This is a genomic window from Microbacterium sp. GQ128 (assembly GCF_059758615.1).
Genome location: NZ_JCAXDY010000003.1, coordinates 632,933 through 652,876, shown reverse-complemented (window position 1 = coordinate 652,876; position 19,944 = coordinate 632,933). Strand labels below are relative to the sequence as shown.

Annotated in this window: 18 protein-coding genes and 1 riboswitch; of the genes, 14 read left to right on the top strand and 4 right to left on the bottom strand. The window is 69.5% G+C overall.

What is annotated here, in order from left to right; all coding sequences use genetic code 11:
- Window positions 1-65: 65 nt before the first annotated feature.
- The 8 genes from AC6CHX_RS13195 (at window position 66) to AC6CHX_RS13160 (ending at window position 8,108) form a co-directional block, all read left to right on the top strand.
- On the top strand, window positions 66-1,586 hold the full coding sequence (locus tag AC6CHX_RS13195) for a fumarylacetoacetate hydrolase family protein (RefSeq protein WP_498273176.1): 1,521 nt from the start codon (window positions 66-68) through the stop codon (window positions 1,584-1,586).
- A complete protein-coding gene (locus AC6CHX_RS13190) occupies window positions 1,583-2,308 on the top strand; it encodes a GntR family transcriptional regulator (protein ID WP_498273175.1) in 726 nt (241 codons plus the stop codon). The genes AC6CHX_RS13195 and AC6CHX_RS13190 overlap by 4 nt, the downstream gene beginning before the upstream one ends.
- Complete coding sequence (gene hpaE, locus AC6CHX_RS13185; RefSeq protein WP_136040512.1) at window positions 2,305-3,801, top strand: 5-carboxymethyl-2-hydroxymuconate semialdehyde dehydrogenase; 1,497 nt, start codon at window positions 2,305-2,307, stop codon at window positions 3,799-3,801. The genes AC6CHX_RS13190 and hpaE overlap by 4 nt, the downstream gene beginning before the upstream one ends.
- A gap of 92 nt (window positions 3,802-3,893) precedes the next feature.
- Entirely contained in the window at window positions 3,894-5,057 is a 1,164-nt protein-coding gene (hpaD, locus tag AC6CHX_RS13180; RefSeq protein ID WP_498273174.1) for a 3,4-dihydroxyphenylacetate 2,3-dioxygenase, read from the top strand.
- A 9-nt stretch (window positions 5,058-5,066) separates the two neighbouring features.
- On the top strand, window positions 5,067-5,852 hold the full coding sequence (locus AC6CHX_RS13175; protein ID WP_136040514.1) for a 2-keto-4-pentenoate hydratase: 786 nt from the start codon (window positions 5,067-5,069) through the stop codon (window positions 5,850-5,852).
- Window positions 5,837-6,637 carry an HpcH/HpaI aldolase family protein gene (locus AC6CHX_RS13170; RefSeq protein ID WP_498273173.1) on the top strand — a complete coding sequence of 267 codons (801 nt, stop codon included), beginning with the start codon at window positions 5,837-5,839 and terminating at the stop codon, window positions 6,635-6,637. Before AC6CHX_RS13175 ends, AC6CHX_RS13170 begins: the two co-directional genes overlap by 16 nt.
- A gap of 121 nt (window positions 6,638-6,758) precedes the next feature.
- Window positions 6,759-7,478, top strand: coding sequence for a DUF6882 domain-containing protein (locus tag AC6CHX_RS13165; RefSeq protein ID WP_498273172.1), 720 nt, complete (start codon window positions 6,759-6,761; stop codon window positions 7,476-7,478).
- Window positions 7,479-7,538: 60 nt separating this feature from the next.
- The gene (locus tag AC6CHX_RS13160) at window positions 7,539-8,108 is read left to right on the top strand and encodes a hypothetical protein (RefSeq protein WP_498273171.1); all 570 of its coding nucleotides are present in this window, start codon (window positions 7,539-7,541) and stop codon (window positions 8,106-8,108) included.
- 88 nt (window positions 8,109-8,196) lie between these two features.
- Here AC6CHX_RS13160 and AC6CHX_RS13155 read toward each other — a convergent pair whose 3' ends face one another.
- Together AC6CHX_RS13155 and glyA are read right to left on the bottom strand one after the other, a co-directional pair.
- On the bottom strand, window positions 8,197-9,075 hold the full coding sequence (locus AC6CHX_RS13155) for a bifunctional methylenetetrahydrofolate dehydrogenase/methenyltetrahydrofolate cyclohydrolase (protein WP_498273170.1): 879 nt from the start codon (window positions 9,073-9,075) through the stop codon (window positions 8,197-8,199).
- Entirely contained in the window at window positions 9,072-10,346 is a 1,275-nt protein-coding gene (gene glyA, locus AC6CHX_RS13150; protein WP_498273169.1) for a serine hydroxymethyltransferase, read from the bottom strand. Before glyA ends, AC6CHX_RS13155 begins: the two co-directional genes overlap by 4 nt.
- A gap of 40 nt (window positions 10,347-10,386) precedes the next feature.
- A riboswitch (ZMP/ZTP riboswitch) is annotated at window positions 10,387-10,471 on the bottom strand.
- A gap of 109 nt (window positions 10,472-10,580) precedes the next feature.
- Here glyA and AC6CHX_RS13145 point away from each other — a divergent pair.
- The 6 genes from AC6CHX_RS13145 (at window position 10,581) to AC6CHX_RS13120 (ending at window position 18,161) form a co-directional block, all read left to right on the top strand.
- Window positions 10,581-12,092 (top strand): beta-N-acetylhexosaminidase, encoded by a 1,512-nt coding sequence (locus AC6CHX_RS13145; protein WP_498273168.1) that lies wholly within the window; start codon window positions 10,581-10,583, stop codon window positions 12,090-12,092.
- Complete coding sequence (locus AC6CHX_RS13140) at window positions 12,089-13,261, top strand: N-acetylglucosamine-6-phosphate deacetylase (RefSeq protein WP_498273167.1); 1,173 nt, start codon at window positions 12,089-12,091, stop codon at window positions 13,259-13,261. Before AC6CHX_RS13145 ends, AC6CHX_RS13140 begins: the two co-directional genes overlap by 4 nt.
- Before the next feature lie 690 nt (window positions 13,262-13,951).
- Window positions 13,952-15,991, top strand: coding sequence for a sigma-70 family RNA polymerase sigma factor (locus tag AC6CHX_RS13135; RefSeq protein ID WP_498273166.1), 2,040 nt, complete (start codon window positions 13,952-13,954; stop codon window positions 15,989-15,991).
- A gap of 9 nt (window positions 15,992-16,000) precedes the next feature.
- Window positions 16,001-16,372, top strand: coding sequence for a YrdB family protein (locus AC6CHX_RS13130; RefSeq protein ID WP_498273165.1), 372 nt, complete (start codon window positions 16,001-16,003; stop codon window positions 16,370-16,372).
- 24 nt (window positions 16,373-16,396) lie between these two features.
- A complete protein-coding gene (locus AC6CHX_RS13125; RefSeq protein WP_498273164.1) occupies window positions 16,397-17,761 on the top strand; it encodes an FAD-binding oxidoreductase in 1,365 nt (454 codons plus the stop codon).
- Entirely contained in the window at window positions 17,754-18,161 is a 408-nt protein-coding gene (locus AC6CHX_RS13120) for an NUDIX hydrolase (RefSeq protein WP_376104041.1), read from the top strand. Before AC6CHX_RS13125 ends, AC6CHX_RS13120 begins: the two co-directional genes overlap by 8 nt.
- A 16-nt stretch (window positions 18,162-18,177) precedes the next feature.
- Here AC6CHX_RS13120 and nagB read toward each other — a convergent pair whose 3' ends face one another.
- Entirely contained in the window at window positions 18,178-18,957 is a 780-nt protein-coding gene (gene nagB / locus AC6CHX_RS13115) for a glucosamine-6-phosphate deaminase (protein WP_498273163.1), read from the bottom strand.
- Window positions 18,950-19,915: an ROK family protein gene (locus tag AC6CHX_RS13110; RefSeq protein WP_498273162.1), complete on the bottom strand. Its 966-nt coding sequence runs from the start codon at window positions 19,913-19,915 to the stop codon at window positions 18,950-18,952. Before AC6CHX_RS13110 ends, nagB begins: the two co-directional genes overlap by 8 nt.
- Window positions 19,916-19,944 lie beyond the last annotated feature (29 nt).

Genomic DNA, 19,944 nt, shown 5'->3' with positions numbered 1-19,944 from the left:
TGATTTCGAATACGACGCACAAGGCGTCCTGCACGACAACGCAGACGAGCGCGAGGAGGCGCCCCGTGACGGATACCATCGACCGCCCCGGCAAGATCATCGCGATTCATCTGAGCTATGCGTCCCGCGCCGACCAGCGCGGCAGGCGCCCCGCTTCCCCCTCCTACTTCTTCAAGCCGGCCAGTTCCGTCGGCTTCTCCGGCGGCACGGTCGAGCGACCGGCCGGCACCGAACTGCTCGCCTTCGAAGGCGAGATCGCGCTCGTGATCGGCACCGCCGCCCGCCGCGTCTCGCTCGACGAGGCCTGGGCTCATGTGGGGTGGGTCACCGCCTCGAACGACCTCGGACTGTACGACCTGCGCGCGAACGACAAGGGCTCCAACGTCCGATCCAAGGGCGGCGACGGTTACACGCCTCTCGGCCCCGACCTGATCGATGCCCGCACGGTCGACCCGGCGGCCCTTCGCGTCCGCGCCTGGGTCAACGGCGAGCTCCGCCAGGACGACACCACGGCCGGGCTCATCTTCCCACTTGCGCAGCTCGTCGCCGACCTGTCCCAGCACTTCACGCTCGAACCGGGCGATGTCATCCTCACGGGCACCCCCGCCGGCTCCTCGGTCATCGTCCCCGGCGATGTCGTCGAGGTCGAGGTGGACGCCCCCGATGCCCCCGGTGCCCCGACGTCCGGCCGCCTCGTAACCACCGTGACTCAGGGCGATGTCCCGTTCGACGGCGACCTCGGTTCGCTCCCCGCGGTCGACGACCTGCAGCGCACCGAGGCCTGGGGCTCGGCCGAGGCCGCCGGGCTCGCGCCCCCCACCGGTGAGGGGTCGCAGAATGACGCGCGCACCCCTGCCGACGCGGCGATTCCTGACCCCTCACGCCTCTCGCCCGAGCTGCGCGCCCAGCTGCTCGAGGCTCCGACGGCCGGACTCTCCGCACAGCTCCGCAAGCGCGGACACCTCTCCTGCTTCATCGACGGGGTGTCGGTGAACATCCCCGGCCGCAAGATCGTCGGCACCGCGAAGACGCTGCGGTTCGTGCCGTTCCGCGAAGACCTCTTCGCCACGCACGGGGGCGGCTACAACGCCCAGAAGCGCGCATTCGACGCGGTGGAAGACGGCGAGATCATCGTCATCGAAGCCCGAGGGGACGCCACGACCGGAACCCTCGGCGACATCCTCGCCCTCCGCGCGAAAACCCGTGGTGCTGCCGGCGTCGTGACCGACGGCGGGGTCCGCGACTTCGACGCGGTCGCCGAGATCGGACTCCCCGTGTTCTCGCAGGGCGCCCACCCCTCGGTGCTCGGCCGCAAGCACGTGCCGTGGGACGTGGATGTCACGATCTCCTGCGGCGGCGCGACCGTGCAGCCCGGCGACATCATCGTCGGCGACAGCGACGGCGTGATCGTGATCCCCCCTGCCCTGGCCGCCGAGGTCGCGGCGAGCGCCGTCGCGCAGGAGATCGAAGACGCCTGGATCGCCGAGCAGGTCGCCGCCGGCCACCCCGTCGACGGCCTGTTCCCGCTCAACGCCGAGTGGCGAGCCCGCTACGAGGAGGCCACAGCCCGCCGGAGCGAACGATGACGGCGACGACCACGACGACGGCGGCCAGCAAGTCCGAGGTCGCGTACGAGTGGATCCGCTCGCGCATCACGGGACACATGTTCAGTCCCGGCTACCGCCTGGTGCTGGGCTCGATCGCCGAAGACCTCAAGATGAGCGTCGTCCCCGTGCGCGAGGCGATCCGCCGCCTCGAGGCCGAGGGCCTCGTGACGTTCGAGCGCAATGTCGGCGCGCGGGTGACACTCGTCGACGAGAGCGAGTACGCGCACACGATGCAGACACTCGGCCTGGTCGAGGGCTGCGCCACCGCGCTCTCCGCTCCCCTGCTCGATGAGGCCGCCCTCAACGAAGCCGCCCGCATCAACGAGCGGATGGCGCAGATGCTCGACCACCTCGACGCGCGTGCCTTCACCGAACTCAACCGCCAGTTCCACTCGGTGCTGTTCGAGCCGTGCCCCAACCCGCACCTGCTCGACCTCGTGCACCGCGGCTGGTCGCGGCTCTCCGGCATCCGGGACACCACGTTCGCGTCGATCCCCGGACGCGCACAGCACTCGGTCGAAGAGCACACCGAGATCCTGGACCTCATCCGAGCCGGCGCCGACCCGCTCGAGATCGAACTCGCCGCCCGCAACCACCGCTGGCGCACGATGGACGCGTTCCTCGACGCGCTGCACACCCGTTCCGCACCGACGACTTCCGCACCGACGACTTCCGCCCAGACGACCGGAGAAGACTCATGACCGATTCGCGCATCCCCGCCGACCTCCCCGACCACATCCAGCACTACATCGACGGCGCGTTCGTCGATTCCGTCGACGGCGACACGTTCGACGTGCTCGACCCGGTCACCAACCAGACCTACACGACGGCCGCCGCCGGTAAGAAGGCCGACATCGAGCTCGCCGTCGCCGCCGCCACGCGCGCGTTCAAAGAAGGCCCCTGGCCTCGGATGCTCCCTCGCGAGCGCTCTCGCGTGCTGCACCGCATCGCCGACATCGTCGAGTCCCGCGACGCCCGCCTCGCCGAGCTCGAGTCCTACGACTCGGGGCTCCCGATCACGCAGGCGCTGGGTCAGGCCCGCCGCGCCGCCGAGAACTTCCGCTTCTTCGCCGACCTGATCGTCGCGCAGTCCGATGATGCCTTCAAGGTGCCGGGCCGCCAGATGAACTACGTCAACCGCAAGCCGATCGGTGTCGCCGGCCTCATCACGCCGTGGAACACGCCGTTCATGCTCGAGTCCTGGAAGCTCGGTCCCGCGCTCGCGACCGGCAACACGGTCGTGCTCAAGCCCGCCGAGTTCACGCCGCTCTCGGCATCCCTCTGGGCCGGAATCTTCGAAGAGGCAGGGCTCCCCCAGGGCGTCTTCAACCTCGTGAACGGCCTCGGCGAAGACGCCGGCGACGCGCTCGTGAAGCACCCCGACGTGCCGCTGATCTCGTTCACGGGCGAGAGCTCGACCGGACAGCTGATCTTCGGCAACGCCGCTCCGTTCCTCAAGGGCCTGTCGATGGAACTCGGTGGCAAGTCGCCCGCGGTCGTCTTCGCCGACGCCGACCTCGAGGCCGCGGTGGACGCCACGATCTTCGGCGTCTTCTCCCTCAACGGCGAGCGCTGCACCGCCGGCTCCCGCATCCTCGTCGAGCGTTCGATCTACGAGGAGTTCGTCGAGCGCTACGCCGCGCAGGCGAAGCGCGTCAAGGTCGGGTACCCGCACGACCCGGCCACCGAGGTCGGCGCGCTCGTGCACCCCGAGCACTACGACAAGGTGATGAGCTACGTCGAGATCGGCAAGACCGAGGGGCGCCTGGTCGCCGGCGGCGGTCGTCCGGAGGGCTTCGAGGAGGGCAACTTCGTCGCCCCGACCGTGTTCGCCGACGTCTCCCCCGATGCCCGGATCTTCCAGGAGGAGATCTTCGGCCCGGTCGTCGCGATCACGCCGTTCGACTCCGACGAGGAGGCGCTGTCGCTGGCGAACAACACGAAGTACGGGCTCGCCGCGTACATCTGGACGAACGACCTCAAGCGCGCGCACAACTTCGCGCAGTCGGTCGAAGCGGGCATGGTGTGGCTGAACAGCAACAACGTGCGCGACCTGCGCACTCCGTTCGGCGGGGTGAAGGCCTCGGGTCTCGGTCATGAGGGCGGCTACCGCTCGATCGACTTCTACACCGACCAGCAGAGCGTGCACATCACGCTCGGCCCCGCCCACAACCCGACCTTCGGCAAGAACTGACCACACTGTCTCGTTCCGGTCGCACTTCCTGTCGCCTCGCCGGCGCGAATGCGACACAAAGTGCGACCGGAACCTCACGCAAGGACGCTGACATGACACACCGCGAAGACATGACCCTGACCTCCTCCGGCTTCTACGTCTCCCAGGAGGCGCCGATCCGCTCCGAGAACCCCGTGGCGACGCCGAAGAGCACGCCGCCGGACATCCTCCGCTGCGCATACATGGAGCTCGTGGTCACCGACCTCGCGGCGTCGCGTCAGTTCTACGTCGACATCCTGGGTCTGTACGTGACCGAGGAGGACGACGAGGCGATCTACCTGCGCTCGACGGAGGAGTTCATCCACCACAACCTGGTGCTGCGCAAGGGATCCCTCGCCGCGGTCGCCGCGTTCTCGTACCGGGTACGCACGCCCGAAGACCTCGACCGCGCCGTCGAGTTCTACACGGAGCTCAGCTGCGACGTGCGCCGGAACGAGAACGGGTTCGTCAAGGGCATCGGCGACTCCGTCCGCGTGGTCGATCCGCTCGGCTTCCCGTACGAGTACTTCTACGCCACCGAGCACGTCGAGCGGATGTCGTGGCGCTACGACCTGCACATCCCCGGCGAGCTGGTGCGCCTCGACCACTTCAACCAGGTCACCCCCGACGTGCCGCGCGCCGTGGGGTTCATGCAGGACCTCGGTTTCCGCGTCACGGAAGACATCCAGGACGAGGAGGGCACGGTCTACGCCGCCTGGATGCGCCGCAAGCCCACCGTGCACGACACCGCCATGACCGGCGGCGACGGCCCCCGCATGCACCACGTGTGCTTCGCCACGCACGAGAAGCACAACATCCTCGCGATCTGCGACAAGCTCGGCGCCCTCCGCCGCTCCGACTCGATCGAGCGGGGTCCCGGCCGACACGGCGTCTCGAACGCGTTCTACCTGTACCTGCGCGACCCCGACGGCCACCGTGTCGAGGTGTACACGCAGGACTATTACACCGGCGACCCGGACAACCCGGTCGTCACGTGGGACGTGCACGACAACCAGCGCCGCGACTGGTGGGGGAACCCCGTCGTCCCCTCCTGGTACACGGATGCCTCGCTCGTGCTCGACCTCGACGGCAACCCGCAGCCCGTCGTCGCGCGCACCGACTCGAGCGAGATGGCCGTCACCATCGGCGCCGACGGTTTCTCATACACCCGTGCCGATGACGACAAGGACATGCCTGAGTACAAGCAGGGCGAGTACAAGCTCGGCCACCAGCTCTAGGAGGCACGGATGCTGTCAGACGAGACCATCACGCGGATCGCGGCCGAGCTCGCCGAAGCCGACCGCACGCACAGCGTGATCCCGCGCATCACCGCCCGGTACCCGGAGGCGACCGTCGAGGACTCCTACGCGATCCAGGGGGTCTGGCGCGACCAGAACCTCGCCGCGGGTCGCCGGCTCGTCGGGCGCAAGATCGGCCTGACGTCCAAGGCGATGCAGCAGGCCACGGGCATCACCGAACCGGACTACGGCGTGATGTTCGACGACACCGTCTACGAGTCCGGCGCCGAGATCCCGGTCGACCACTTCTCGAACGTGCGCATCGAGGTCGAGCTGGCGTTCGTCCTGAAGCACCCGCTCGAGGGGCCGGACTGCACGCTGGACGACGCACTCGCGGCGATCGACTACGCGGTCCCTGCCCTCGAGGTGCTCAACTCCCACATCGAGCTCGAGGGGCGGACGATCGTCGACACGATCAGCGACAACGCCGCGTACGGAGCGATGGTGCTCGGCACAGAACATCGTCGGCCGGACGAGATCGATCTGCGCTGGGTGCCGGGCGTCCTGTCCCGCAACGGCGAGATCGAGGAGACCGGGGTCGCCGCCGGAGTCCTCGGCCACCCTGCCACCGGCGTCGCGTGGTTGGCGAACAAGTTCCATCAGCACGGCGCGCGTCTCGAAGCCGGGGAGATCATCCTGGCAGGATCGTTCACGCGCCCGATGTGGGTGTCGCGTGGCGATGAAGTGCTGTGCGATTACGGACCGATGGGAACAATCGCATGCCGCTTCGTCTAGACCCCTCCTTCCGCGAGCAGCTCGCGGACTCCGATCACCCGTTCGTGGGCATGTGGGTCTGCTCCGGCAGCCCGCTTCTCGCGGAGGTCGCCGCAGGGTCCGGGCTGGACTGGCTGCTGATCGACATGGAGCACTCGGCGAACACGCTCGAGTCCGTCCTGCAGCAGCTGCAGGCCGTCGCCGCCTATCCGATCGCGCCGCTCGTGCGCGTGCCGTCGAATGACACGGTCGCGATCAAGCAGATCCTCGATCTCGGGGCACAGAACCTGATCGTGCCGATGGTCTCCTCCGCCGACGAGGCCCGCGCCGCCGTCGCCGCCACCCGCTACCCGCCGGAGGGCGTGCGCGGAGTGGGAAGCGCCCTCGCCCGGAGCGCCCGGTGGAACCGCGTCGACCGGTACCTGCAGGAGTCCGCGCAGCATGTCTCGCTGACGGTGCAGATCGAGACGGCCGCAGGGGTCGAGGCCGCAGCCGACATCGCCGCGGTCGACGGCGTGGATGCCGTCTTCGTCGGACCGTCCGACCTCTCCGCATCGATGGGGCTCCTGGGTCAGCAGACCCATCCCGACGTGACGGCGGCCGTCGAGAAGGTGTTCGCGGCTGTCAAGGCTGCCGGCAAGGCCGTCGGCGTGAACGCGTTCGACCCTGTCGCCGCCGATGCCTACCTCACCGCGGGCGCGGACTTCGTCGCGGTGGGAGCCGACGTCGCCCTGCTCGCCCGAGCATCCGAGGCACTGGCCGCCCGCTTCATCGCCGCGGACGGGGCGGCGCGCGCGAGCTACTGAACCGTTCGAATCGCGCGAACGGTTCGATACGGGTCTCCTCACCGACCATTCGCGCGATTCGAACACCCGGCGCATCCCCGTGAGCTAGCGGATTCATAGCGTTTCCGGCGAGACTGTCGGCATGACCTTCGCCGCTCTCCAGCCCCTCGCCGACCGTGCCGCCCTCTTCGTCGCACTCCGACAGGACGCCCTCGCCGCCGCCGCCGATGCTCTCGGCGAGCACCGCTGGGACGCGGACATGGCTGCGGGGACGCTCACCTTCACGGCGAACGACGACCCCTCGCGGCAGCTCGTCACCCGCGCACACCTGATCGCGACGATCGCGCCGGGACCCCGTTCGCTGCTGTGGGCCTGGGCGCACCCCAGCGGCGACCCGCAGGGCGTCGCCGCTCAGCTGCACGCATACGGCACCGAGCACGGGATCGCGGAGTTGACGACCTCGGAGGTGCCGTTCCCCGAGGGAGCAGGTGACGACGAGTGGATCGCGCAGGCAGCTCATACGGTCGGCGGGGTGGCCGTCGAGCTGACCGGACGCTCGCCGTACTACTCAGCCCCCGTCGGCAACGGCACCCGCGCGGTGTTCCTGCTCGATGCGCCGCTCGCACCGCTCACCGTCGCCGACGCGGTCGTCGCCCTCCCCCGGGTGCTCGCCGGCGCGGACCTGCCCGACGCGCGCACCGCAGTCTGGGATCTCGCGAGGCTCGCCGGCTGGACGCTCACCTGGACGGATGAGGCCTTCTCGGGCGCCTCCGTCTCGGACTCCTCCGGTACTGCCACGTTCCGGTTCGATGAGCAGGCCCGCATCAGCGGCATCGAGAGCACGCTGCACGCGCAGAACTGACCGCTCGCGAGGGCCGCTCGACGTGGCCGCGCGAACGTGATCTGTGGGATTCTTGGTCGCATGAAGAACGGAATCGTCCGGTTCGTCGCGCTCTACGTGTTCAACGTCGCAGTGCTGCTCCTGATCGGCCTACTGCTGCCCGGCGTCTCCGTGGGATGGAACGCGCTGTGGGCCTCGGTGATCCTGACCCTCGCCGCCCTGTTCGTGAAGCCGTTGCTCGCCGGAGCCTTCCGCAGGTCCGCGGCGAAATCGGCCGCCGAGCGCACCAAGACCGGCGAGAAGATCGTCCAGTACGTCCTCGTCTATCTGGTCGAGCTCATCATCTGGGTGCTCACGGTGTGGTTCAGCGGTGTGCGCGCCTCGGGCTTGTGGGCATTCGTGCTGCCTCCGCTGGCCCTGCTGTTCGGCTGGATGATCTACGACCAGATCGACGACCGGATGCAGGCCAAGACCGCGGAGATCTACGACTCCGTGCAGGCGCGTGTGAAGGGCGGGCGCTCGAAGTCCGCACCCGCGACGACCTCCACGACCACCACCGCACCGGAGTCCCCTGAGACACGCGCTGCCCGCGCTGAGCTGAGTGACGGTCTCACGCCCGAGCAGCGCCGGATGCTCGACGAACTCGGCTGACCGGCCTCACGCCGCAGTCAGACGACGACGTCGCAGGAATCTCACCGATTCCTGCGACGTCGTGCGTATCTGCGGTGCCCCGAGGGGGCTAGCCGAGGCGCTCCGCCGCCTCGACGACGTTCGTCATGAGCAGGGCGACGGTCATCGGACCGACACCTCCGGGGTTCGGTGAGATGTAGCCCGCGACATCCGCGACTCCGGGCGCGACGTCGCCGAACACCAGGCTCTTGCCGGTCTCCGGATCGCTCTCGCGGGTGACGCCCACATCGAGCACAGCGGCACCGGGCTTGACGTCCTCGGCGCGGATCAGGTGCTTCACACCGGCGGCGGCGACGATCACGTCGGCCTCCCGCAGGTACCGCGGCATGTCGACGGTGCCGGTGTGCGTGAGCGTGACCGTGGCGTTGAGGTCGCGGCGGGTGAGCAGCAGCCCGATGGAGCGGCCGATGGTCACTCCGCGGCCGACGACCACCACGTGCTTGCCCTTGAGGTCGTAGTCGTTGCGCAGCAGCAGCTCGATCACACCACGAGGCGTGCAGGGCAGCGGCGTGTGGATCGGACCGTTGACGTTCAGCACGAGCCGGCCGAGGTTGGTCGGGTGCAGGCCGTCGGCATCCTTGGCAGGGTCGATCCGCTCGAGGATGGCATCGGTGTCGAGGTGCTTCGGCAGCGGCAGCTGCACGATGTAGCCGTGGCACGCGGGGTCGGCGTTGAGCTCGTCGATCAGTGCTTCGACCTCGGCCTGGGTGGCATCCGCCGGCAGCTCGCGCTGGATCGAGTTCATCCCGATCGCCTCGGACTGCCGGTGCTTCATGCCCACGTACAGCTGCGATGCCGGGTCTGCGCCCACGAGCACCGTCGCGATGCCGGGCGTGATGCCCCGCTCCTTCAGCGCGGCGACGCGCTCGGTGAGTTCGGCACGGATCGCGGCGGAGGCCGCCTTCCCGTCCAGGATCTTCGCCGTCACTGCTGCAGGTCCGGGTAGAGCGGGAACGCGGCAGCGAGAGCGTCGACGCGGGCGCGCAGCGCCACGACATCGGCACCGGGGAGCAGCGCGAGGGCGATGATGTCGGCGACCTCGGTGAACTCGGCGTCGCCGAAGCCGCGGGTCGCGAGCGCCGGGGTGCCGACACGCAGACCCGAGGTGACCATCGGCGGACGCGGGTCGTTCGGGACGGCGTTGCGGTTCACGGTGATGTGGATGTCGTGCAGGAGGTCTTCCGCCTGCTTGCCGTCGATCTCGGCATCGCGCAGGTCCACGAGCACCAGGTGCACGTCGGTGCCGCCGGAGCGCACCGCGATGCCGGCATCCTTCACGTCCTGCTGCGACAGGCGCTCGGCGATGAGCTTCGCACCGCGCAGCACGCGCTCCTGACGCTCCTTGAACTCCGGGGTGCCGGCGAGCTTGAACGCGGTCGCCTTGGCGGCGATCACGTGCATGAGCGGGCCGCCCTGCTGCCCGGGGAAGACCGCGGTGTTGATCTTCTTGGCGAGCTCGGCGTCGTTCGTGAGGATGAAGCCGGAGCGCGGGCCGCCGATCGTCTTGTGCACGGTCGAGGAGACGACGTGCGCGTGAGGAACCGGGTTCGGGTGCAGACCCGCCGCGACCAGACCGGCGAAGTGCGCCATGTCGACCCAGAGGAGTGCGCCGACCTCATCGGCGATCTCGCGGAAGGCCGCGAAGTCCATGGTGCGCGGGTAGGCCGACCAGCCGGCGATGATGACCTTGGGCTTGTGCTCGAGCGCGAGGCGACGGACCTCGGCCATATCGATGGTCGAGGTCTCGGGGTCGACGCCGTACGCGACGATGTCGTAGAGCCGGCCGGAGAAGTTGATCTTCATGCCGTGCGTGAGGTGGCCGCCCTGGTCGAGCGAGAGACCGAGCAGAGTGTCGCCGGGGCGCGCGATCGCGTGCAGGACAGCGGCGTTCGCCGATGCACCGGAGTGCGGCTGCACGTTCGCGAACTCGGCGCCGAACAGGCTCTTCGCCCGCTCGATCGCGAGGGACTCCGCCACGTCGACCTCTTCGCAGCCACCGTAGTAGCGGCGACCCGGGTAGCCCTCGGCGTACTTGTTCGTGAGCACGGAGCCCTGCGACTGCAGCACCGAGACGGGAACGAAGTTCTCCGAGGCGATCATCTCGAGGAAGGTCTGCTGACGCTTCAGCTCGCGATCGAGGACCTCGGCGATCTCCGGGTCGACCTCGGCGAGCGGGGCGTTGAAGTAACGGTCGGTCATGGTGACATGCTCCTTTGACGACGGATTCGAAAGGGGTGTTCCAATCGGCCCAGGCGCGCGGTCGAATTCCGTGGTCAGTCGCTCCCCGGTGGTAGTCCACCCAGACGCCAGTCGCGACGGTTACGAGCATAGCCGATGCCGGAGGCGGCGGACACGGACGTTTCGACCCCCCGCTGCAGAATCGATTCGACTTCTCCCATTCCACTCGACCGCGCTGACCGGTACGTTTTGTTCATGGTCCTTCCTCATCCTCTTCCGCTCGTGCCCGCGCCCGTGTCCGCCATCGCACGAGAAGGGCGGATGCCGGTCACCGCGACGACGCGCGTGCTCGGCTCCTCCCCCGCCGCCGCCCAGCTGATCGACGCGGTCGAGCGCCGCACCGGCATCCGTCTTTCCGTCGCCGACGAGGCCCCCGCCGAGATCGAGCTGTTCGTCGACCCGAACTCGTCGGCGCCGGAGGGTTACACGCTCGAGATCGGCGATCGTGCGGTCATCGTCGGCGCAGATGAGGCCGGACTGTTCTACGGCGTGCAGACCCTGCTGCAGCTGCTCCGTCAGGACGACTCCGGCTGGGCGCTCCTGGGAGCCGATGTCGCGGACTCTCCGCGCTTCGCCCGACGGGGAGTGATGCTCGACGTGGCACGGCACTTCTTCGGCGTCGACGACGTCAAGAAGTTCATCGACGGCACGAGCGCGCTCAAGCTCAACCACCTGCACCTGCACCTCAGCGACGACCAGGGGTGGCGCGTGCACATCGATTCCTGGCCAAAGCTCACCGAGCTGTCCGCCGCCACGTCGGCGAACGGCGACCCCGGCGGCTTCTACACGAAGGACGACTACCGCGAGATCGTCGAGTACGCCGCCTCGCGCCACATGATCGTGATCCCCGAGATCGACCTCCCCGGTCACACGCACGCGATCGGCGTCGCCTACCCGGAGCTCGTCGAGGAGCCCGTCATGAACGACAACCTCATCGCGGATTCGGAACGCCTCGACCAGGCGCTGCCGGTCGCCGGCGAGAGCTACCTGGGCTGGGGGGTCGGACACTCCAGCGTGCGCATCCACGAGGAGCGCACGTACGACTTCGTGCGCGACGTCGTGCGCGAGCTGGCGGAGATGACCCCGGGTCCGTACATCCACGTCGGTGGCGACGAGTCGCTCGGCACCCCGCAGGCCGATTTCGACCTGTTCGCCGAGCGTGCCACCGCGATCGTCGTCGAGGCCGGCAAGACCCCGGTCGCGTGGCACGAGATGGGATCCGCGGCGAACATCGCCGAGGGAACGGTCGGGCAGTACTGGGGCAAGACGACCCCGGAGGGCACCCATGCCGAAGAGGCCGCGCACTTCGTCGAGCGCGGTGGCGCACTGATCATGTCCGCAGCGGACGTCACCTACCTCGACATGAAGTACACCGAGGACTTCCCCCTCGGACTGACGTGGGCTGCGATCATCGATGTCCGGTCAGCCTACGAGTGGGAGCCGACCGCCGTCCTCGACGTGCCGGATGCCGCGATCCTCGGCGTCGAGGCGCCGCTGTGGTCCGAGACCACGCGCACGTTCGGCGATGTCGAGCAGCTGGTCTTCCCCCGCGCAGCCGCCCAGGCAGAGGTGGCATGGTCGCCGCAGCACGGTCCCGAGCGGGTCTGGGAGTCCTTCCGCGTGCGGGTCGGAGCGCTCGCGCCGCTGTGGAAGGCTGAGGGGGTCGACTTCCACCCCGCAGACGAGATCCCCTGGAGCGAACGTTGAGCACCCACTCCTCCGCGACCGGTTCGCTGGTCATCCATTCGGCCAGGATCATCGATCGCGGCGAGGTCACCGAAGACGGCTGGATCCGCATCGAGGACGGCATCGTCACCGCTCGCGGCACCGGCACCGACTGGTCGCCCGCCGATGCGGTCGTCGATGCGGCGGCGGAAGCCGGCCCCGGCGCCCTGCTCACCCCGGGTTTCATCGACATCCACGGACACGGCGGTGCGGGTGCATCGTTCGACGACGGGGTGGACGCGATTCGCACCGGGCGCGATCTGCACCGCGCGCACGGCACCACCCGAGCGGTCGTGTCGCTCGTGACGGCATCGATCGACGCGCTCGCGCGCAGCGTCGCGACGATCGCGGACCTGACCGAGACCGACGCGGACATCCTCGGTTCGCACCTCGAAGGGCCTTTCCTCGACCCCGGTCACCACGGCGCGCACGAGCCTACGCTCCTGCGCCACCCGGTCGCGGCCGACGTCGCACGGGTGCTCGATGCCGGCCGTGGCACGGTCCGCCAGGTGACGATCGCCCCCGAACTCCCCGGTGGACTGGATGCGATCCGGCAGATCGTTGCCGCCGGATCCGCGGCAGCCGTCGGTCACACCGATGCCGACGCGGCGATGGCCGTGGCCGCGTTCGAGGCCGGCGCGTCGATCCTCACCCATGCGTTCAACGCCATGCCCGGCATCCACCATCGCGCTCCCGGACCGGTGCTCGCCGCCGCCGCCGATCATCGGGTGGTGCTGGAGGCGATCGCCGACGACGTGCACCTGGACCCGCACGTCGTCAAGCTGGTCTTCGACTCCGCCCCCGGCCGAGTGGCTCTCATCACGGACGCCATGGCCGCGGCCGGAAGCGCCGACGGCCACTACGACCTCGGAGCGGTCGGTGTCACGGTCGAGAACGGCGTGGCCCGAGCGGATGACACCGGCTCGATCGCCGGTTCGACCCTCACTCAGGATGTGGCGCTGCGACGCGCGGTGGCCGCGGGCGTGGAGCTCACAGAGGCGGTGCGGGCTCTCACCGCGACGCCGGCGCGGGCGATCGGCCGCTCGGCCGAACTCGGCGGGCTCGCCGTCGGCATGCTCGGAGATGCCGTGCTGCTGGATGCCGAGCTGCGCGTCGCACGAGTGTGGTCGGGACCACGGCTGCTTGCCTAGAGGCGGCAGAGCATCGCGCGACGCGCAACCCTGCGCTCTCCGGTCGTTCCTGTTCAGGGTGGGGGGCCGCCGTTCCCCAGATCGGCGGCCCCGTTTCCCCTCTCAGAGCCGGTGGCCGGGCTCTCCTCCCCCGAGGATCCCGACCGACCGCTGCCTGAATCCCGCCCCCCGGAGGGATTCGTACGGCTGTCTCTATGGGATGAGACGGCATCCCCACCGATTCATTACGCGACTCGTCGAAAATCTTCGAGAAGTTCTTCGGTCCGAAGACCGACCCACGCGGGGAGACCGCCGGTCCCCAGATCGGCGGTCTCATTCCTCGTGTGCAGAGATGGGGGGTCGGGCTCTCCTCCCCCGAGGATCCCGACCCGCCCGACCGGTGCACATCCTTCGCACCAGCACCTGAACTCCGCCCCCCGGAGGAGTTCGTACGGCTGTCTCTATGGGATGAGACGGCGACCCCACGGGTTCATTACGCGACTTCCAGAAAAACTTCGAGAGACCGGGGATGCCCGAGCCGAGCCGGTGCGACCCGCGCCTGTCCAGAACCCCCATATCGGTTCAGAATTCGCAGAGAAGGGTGGCTTACCTGGGAGATTCGCGAGAGAATGGTGAAGTCGCGTGATGAGCGGCGCCCTCACGCATCTCACCTTGTAGAGACGTACCTGCGCCCGCGACAGATGGATGATTGTGCACGAAGAGAACACGACTCACGACGAACCGATCGGTGACGCCGACCTGATCCTGCGCGCCCGCTCGGGCGACACAGGCGCGTTCGGCGAACTCTGGCGCCGCCACTACCCGTCCGGCATCGCGGTCGCACGCTCGGTCACCTCGTCGATCGACCCGGACGACCTGGTGCAGGAGGCGTACACCCGCATCTACCAGGCCATCCTCAAGGGCGGGGGCCCCAACGGCTCGTTCCGCGCCTACCTCTTCACCAGCATCCGCAACACTGCCGCAGGGTGGGGCCGTGCCCGCCGCGAGACCGCGATCGACGAGCTCGACACGGTCGCCGACCCCGACACCACCGACCAGGCCGCGAACGAGGCCCTCGATCGGAGCCTCACCGCGCAGGCCTTCCGCAGCCTTCCCTCCCGCTGGCAGGAGGTGCTCTGGTACACCGAGATCGAGCAGATGAAGCCGCAGGAAGTCGGACACCTGCTGGGCATGAAGTCCGGCGCGGTGTCGCAGCTGGCCTTCCGCGCTCGTGAGGGACTCCGCGAGGCCTGGATCCAGGCGCATCTGCGCAGCGCCGAAGACGGCTCCGAGTGCCAGTGGACCATCGAGCACCTGGGCGCCTACTCGCGCGGCAACCTCAGCACTCGCGACCACAAGCGCCTCGAGCTGCACCTCGACGAGTGCGCTCGCTGCATGATCGTCGCCGCCGAGGCCAAAGACGTCTCCAAGCGCCTCGCCCTCGTCCTGCTCCCCCTCGTGCTGGGCGTCACCGGCGCGGCGGGATACCTTGCGACGTTGCAGGGTGCCGGCACTCCCATCGTGGCTCTGGCGGCCATGCCCTCCAGCATCCCGGGCGCCGTGTTCGCCGGAGACCCGACGGGCCTTGCGGCGACGGGCATCGCCTCCTCGAGTGGCGGCACCGGGTCGGGCGGTGCAGCCGGTGGCACCGGCGGCGCTGCCGGAGCATCGTCGACCGGCGGAGCCTTCACGGGGATCGGGGCGCTCGTCGGTGCGGGTTCCGCAGCTTTGGTCGTCGCAGGCGTCGTGGCCGCGGCCGCCATCATCCCCGGGCTCTCCGGTGCCGAGCCGGCCACCTCGCAGCCGAGCGCCGGAGACGCCGACCCGTCGTCGATCACGTCGCAGGTCGGGCCTGACGCCTCCTTGAACCTCGAAGAGCCGATCGTCATCGATGAGCCGGAGACCGTGCCGGACGAGGCGCCTGTGCTCCCGCCTGTCGAAGAGTCCTCGGTGGAGCAGCCGCAGGAAGACGCAGGTCCCGTCGTCGCTCCGCCGATTCCTCCCGCTGCCCCCGTCGATCCGGTCGACCCGGTCGATCCCGTCGACCCGGTTGATCCTGTCGACCCGGTTGATCCCGTGGACCCGGTCGACCCCGTCGACCCTGTCGATCCCGTGGACCCCGTCGACCCGACGGAAGCGCCCACCTGGTCCGGTGCGACCATCTGGTTCAGCGGCTTCACCATCCACTACAGCGTGCCGGTCACCGGTGCACCGGGGACGACGGTCGAAGCGCTCCTCGACGGCAGCAGCGGCGGTGGCGACACCATCGTCCTCGACGACGCGGGCACCGGCACGATCGACCTTCGTCCGGACTTCTGGCAGGTCCTGTACGCCGACACGACCGTCGTCACGTTCCGCTACGTCCTGGCGGACAAGGTCGGTCCGTCCGCCGACACGACTCTGCTGTCACTCGAGTCCGGTGCCGCTGTCGAGGCCGTCCTGCAGGAAGCGGAACAGGCTCTCGAGGGCGAATACCCCGCGACCGCCGACGCAGCAGCGGAGACCGAGCCGGCACCGGCCGCACCGGCCGCACCCGTCGCACCGGCACCGGCACCCGCACCCGCACCCGCACCCGTCGAGCCCGCCGCACCGGTACCGGCTCCTGCCGCACCGGCTCCTCCCGCACCAGCACCGGCTCCTCCCGCTCCTGCTCCCCAGGAGGCGCCCGCCGAGCCCGCACCTGCTGCGGCCGCTCCCGCCACCGACACCGCCGCCATCGCCCCGGCCGAGGACGCTCCGGCCGCCGAATAGACTGGTTGCATGTCCTCGGATCCCGCACCCGTTCCCGGCGTCGAGCGCCCGAACATCTCCGTCCTCGATGTCGTCCGCACCGTCATCCTGGTCGCTGCCGTCGCCTCTCTCGCGCTGTGGGGATTCGCCAACTGGGATCTCCCGTGGAACGTGATCCTCGGCATCGGCGCACCCGTGATCGTGATCCTCATCTGGGCACTCTTCCTGTCGCCGCGCCCGGTGCTGCGCGTGCATCCTTTCCTCCGCGCCGCCGTCGAGCTGCTCATCTACGTCGGCGTGACGATCGCCTGGTGGTCGATGGGTCAGGCGCTGATCGGCACCGCCTTCGCCCTGGTGGCCGTCGTCGCGGGCGTCCTCAGCGGTCGGCGCGCCCTGTCGTGAGCCTCCCGTCGTGAGCGCGCAGCCATGAGCGTCCTGACACAGCTGAAGGAGTCGCTCGGCGCGCCCGTCGACACCGACGAGGCTGTTCTCGAGCAGGCCAGAGCCGATCGCTCCGGTCATGCCGCAGCCGGACGCCCGATCGCCGTCGTCCACGCCGAACGGGTCGAGGACGTGCAGCAGACGATGCGCATCGCGTCGGCCGCGCGCACACCGGTCGTCATCCGCGGAGCCGGCACCGGACTCGCCGGTGGGGCGAACGCCGGCAGCGGCGAGATCGTGTTGTCCCTGCGGCGGATGACCGCGATCCGGGAGGTGCGGCCAGACGATCTGCTCGCGGTCGTCGAACCCGGCATCCTGAATGCCGACCTCAACGCAGAGCTCGCGCGACACGGGCTGTGGTGGGCACCCGACCCTGCCAGCCGCGACATCTCCACCGTGGGTGGCAACATCGCCACCGGCGCCGGCGGGCTGCTCTGCGCCAAATACGGTGTGGTCCGCGATGCCGTGCTCGGCGTCGATCTGGTCCTCGCCGACGGGCGGCTGCTGCACCTCGGGCACCGCAGCGTCAAGGGCGTCACCGGCCTCGACCTCACGGCGCTGGTCGTCGGCTCCGAAGGCACGCTCGGTGTCGTGGTGGGAGCGACCCTCAAGCTGCGCAGGCTCGTGCCAGGAGAGACGTGCACGGTGGTCGCCACCTTCCCCGGCGTGCGTGCCGCCGCCTCCGCCTCCGCTGCGGTGACCGCCGCGGGCGTGCAACCGGCGATCATGGAGCTGATGGACGCCGCGAGCCTCACCGCGGTGCACGCGCTCCTCGGCCTTCCCGCACCGACACCGGGAGCGGCCCAGCTCACCATCCAGACCGACGGCCCTGCCGCTCGCGCCGAAGCCGATACCATCGCGGAGATCCTTCGCGCTCACCGTGGGGTGACGGTCGTCTCGCACGACCGCGCGGAGGGCGAGCAGCTGCTGGCGATCCGCCGATCCATGCACGCGGCCATGGCGTCGCTGGGTACGACGCTCATCGAAGACGTCTCCGTGCCCCGCAGCGCGATGCCCGCCATGTTCGACGAGATCGCGCGTATCGAACGCGAGTACCGACTCACGATCCCGACGGTGGCGCACGCGGGCGACGGCAATCTGCACCCCAACTTCCTCTTCGAGGGTCCCGACGTCCCGCCTGAGGTGTGGGCCGCGGCCGACGAGTTGTTCCGCGCGGCGATCGCCCTCGGCGGGACGCTGACCGGAGAGCACGGCATCGGCGTTCTGAAGCGCCGCTGGCTCGCCGACGAGCTCGGAGAAGACCAGTGGCAGCTGCAGCGACAGATCGCCGCGGTGTTCGATCCCCTCGGCATCCTCAACCCGGGAAAGGTGTTCAGCCCCGATGCCTGACATCCACGTGAGCGCTGCCGTGATCGTCGACGCCGAAGGGCGGGTGCTGGTCGTCCGCAAACAGGGCACCACTCGGTTCATGCAGCCGGGAGGCAAGCCCGAGCCCGGTGAGTCCGCCGTGCAGACCCTGATCCGCGAGCTCCACGAGGAGTTGGGGCTGACGCTCGACGAGAGTGAGCTTCAGCCGCTCGGGACCTTCATCTCCGCGGCCGCGAACGAACCGGGGCACCGAGTCGTCGCCGCGGCCTTCGCGGCATCCGTCGACCCCGGAGCCGTCACGGTCCAGGCGGAACTCGCCGAGCTGCGGTGGATCACTCCCGCGGATATCGCGACGCTCCCCCTGGCGCCCCTGAGCGTCGAGCACCTGCTGCCGATCGCCTGGCCCGCGCTGGCGGGCTGAGGGCGCCGGGCAGGCGTCAGATGCCCTGCCAGGCCGGCTTGTTCGCGAACGTGTAGCGGTAGTAATCGGCGAGCGCGAGACGCGAGGCTGCGGCCTCGTCGACGACGATCGTCGCATGCGGGTGCAGCTGGATGGCGGAACCCGGCAGGAGCGCCGTGAGCGGCCCCTCGACCGCGCCGGCAACCGCCTCTGCCTTGCCTTCGCCGAACGCGAGCAGCACCAGGTGCCGCGCCTTCAGGATGGTGCCGAGGCCCTGCGTGATGCAGTGCATCGGCACGTCGTCGATCGAGTCGAAGAAGCGTGCGTTGTCCTCGCGGGTCTGCTCCGTGAGGGTCTTCACGCGAGTGCGCGAGGCGAACGACGACCCCGGCTCGTTGAAGCCGATGTGTCCATCGGTGCCGATCCCGAGAATCTGCAGGTCGACCCCACCGGCGGCCTCGATGGCTGCCTCGTAGTCGTCGCCGGCGTGCTGGATCGTCGCGAGAGCGCCGTTCGGGACGTGGATGCGCTCCGGGTCGAGCCCGAGCGGTTCCACGACCTCGCGCGTGATGACGGATCGGTAGCTCTCCGGATGAGCCGGGTCGATGCCGACGTATTCGTCCAGGGCGAAACCGCGCACCTGCGAGACGTCGCGACCGGCGAGCTGCGTGCGCAGCGCCTGGTAGACGGGGAGCGGAGTGGATCCGGTCGCAAGCCCGAGCACTGCATCCGCGCGACGTTCGATCAGCTCGACGATCTCGGTGGCGACCAGGGCGCCTGCGGCCTCGGCATTCTCGACGATGACGACCTCAGCCATGCGGGACGATCTCCTTCTCGGTGATGGATGCGCCGACCAGTGCGGCGCCGAAAGCGGCAGCGGGAGACCCGGCCGGAAGCAGTTCGATTCTCTCATCCAGGCGGAGGGACCGCATGAACGGCGATGCCTCGGCGCCCGCGTGCAACGCTGCGCGGATGCCGCCGTCCAGTCGGTCGCCGAGAGCCGTGAGCCCTCCCCCGATCACGACCGTCTCGACGTCGGCGGAGAGCACGAGAACCCGCACCGCGGCGGCGGCGCCGTGGAAGAGGTCGGTGCGGAGCTCGAGGGCGAGCGGGTCTCCGGCGTCCGCGGCATCGAAGATGTCTCTGATCGGCAGTGCACCCGGTCGCCCCCACGCCTTGGCGAGCGCTCCGCCCCCGCAGAACGTCTCGACGCAGCCGTGCTGGCCGCATCCGCACAGACGGCCGTTCGGGTCGACCGAGAGGTGCCCCACCTCCCCCGCGGTGCCACGGGAACCGCGCCAGATGCGACCGTCGATCACGATGCCTGCCGCGACGCCGGTGCCGAGGTTGAGATACGCCATCGACCCGGTGACCCCGCTCAGGGCCGCCGCTCCGAGCGCTGCGGCCTTCACGTCGTTCTCCACTCGGAACGGGATGCCGAGCGCCTGCTCCGCGCGGTCGGCGAGCTCCAGCGACTCCACGCCGAGGTTGACCGCATGATCGACGCGCCCGGCGTCGGCATCGACCAGCCCGGGGATGCCGATCCCTACGGAGCCGATGTCGGACGACGGCAAGCCGACCTCATCGGCGAGAGCGCTGACAGCCGCCACGATGCTCTCGACGACGGCGTCGTCTCCCCAGCCGGTCACCCGGCGGAGTCGCCCGACGATCTCCCCGGAGGGGTCGACGGCCACCGCATCGATCTTCGTACCACCGACGTCCAGGCCCACTCGAATCGGCCGACCGGTGGGGTCGGCAACACTCGCACCGTTCATCGGATGCCGCTCCCGGCGGTCTCGGCAGC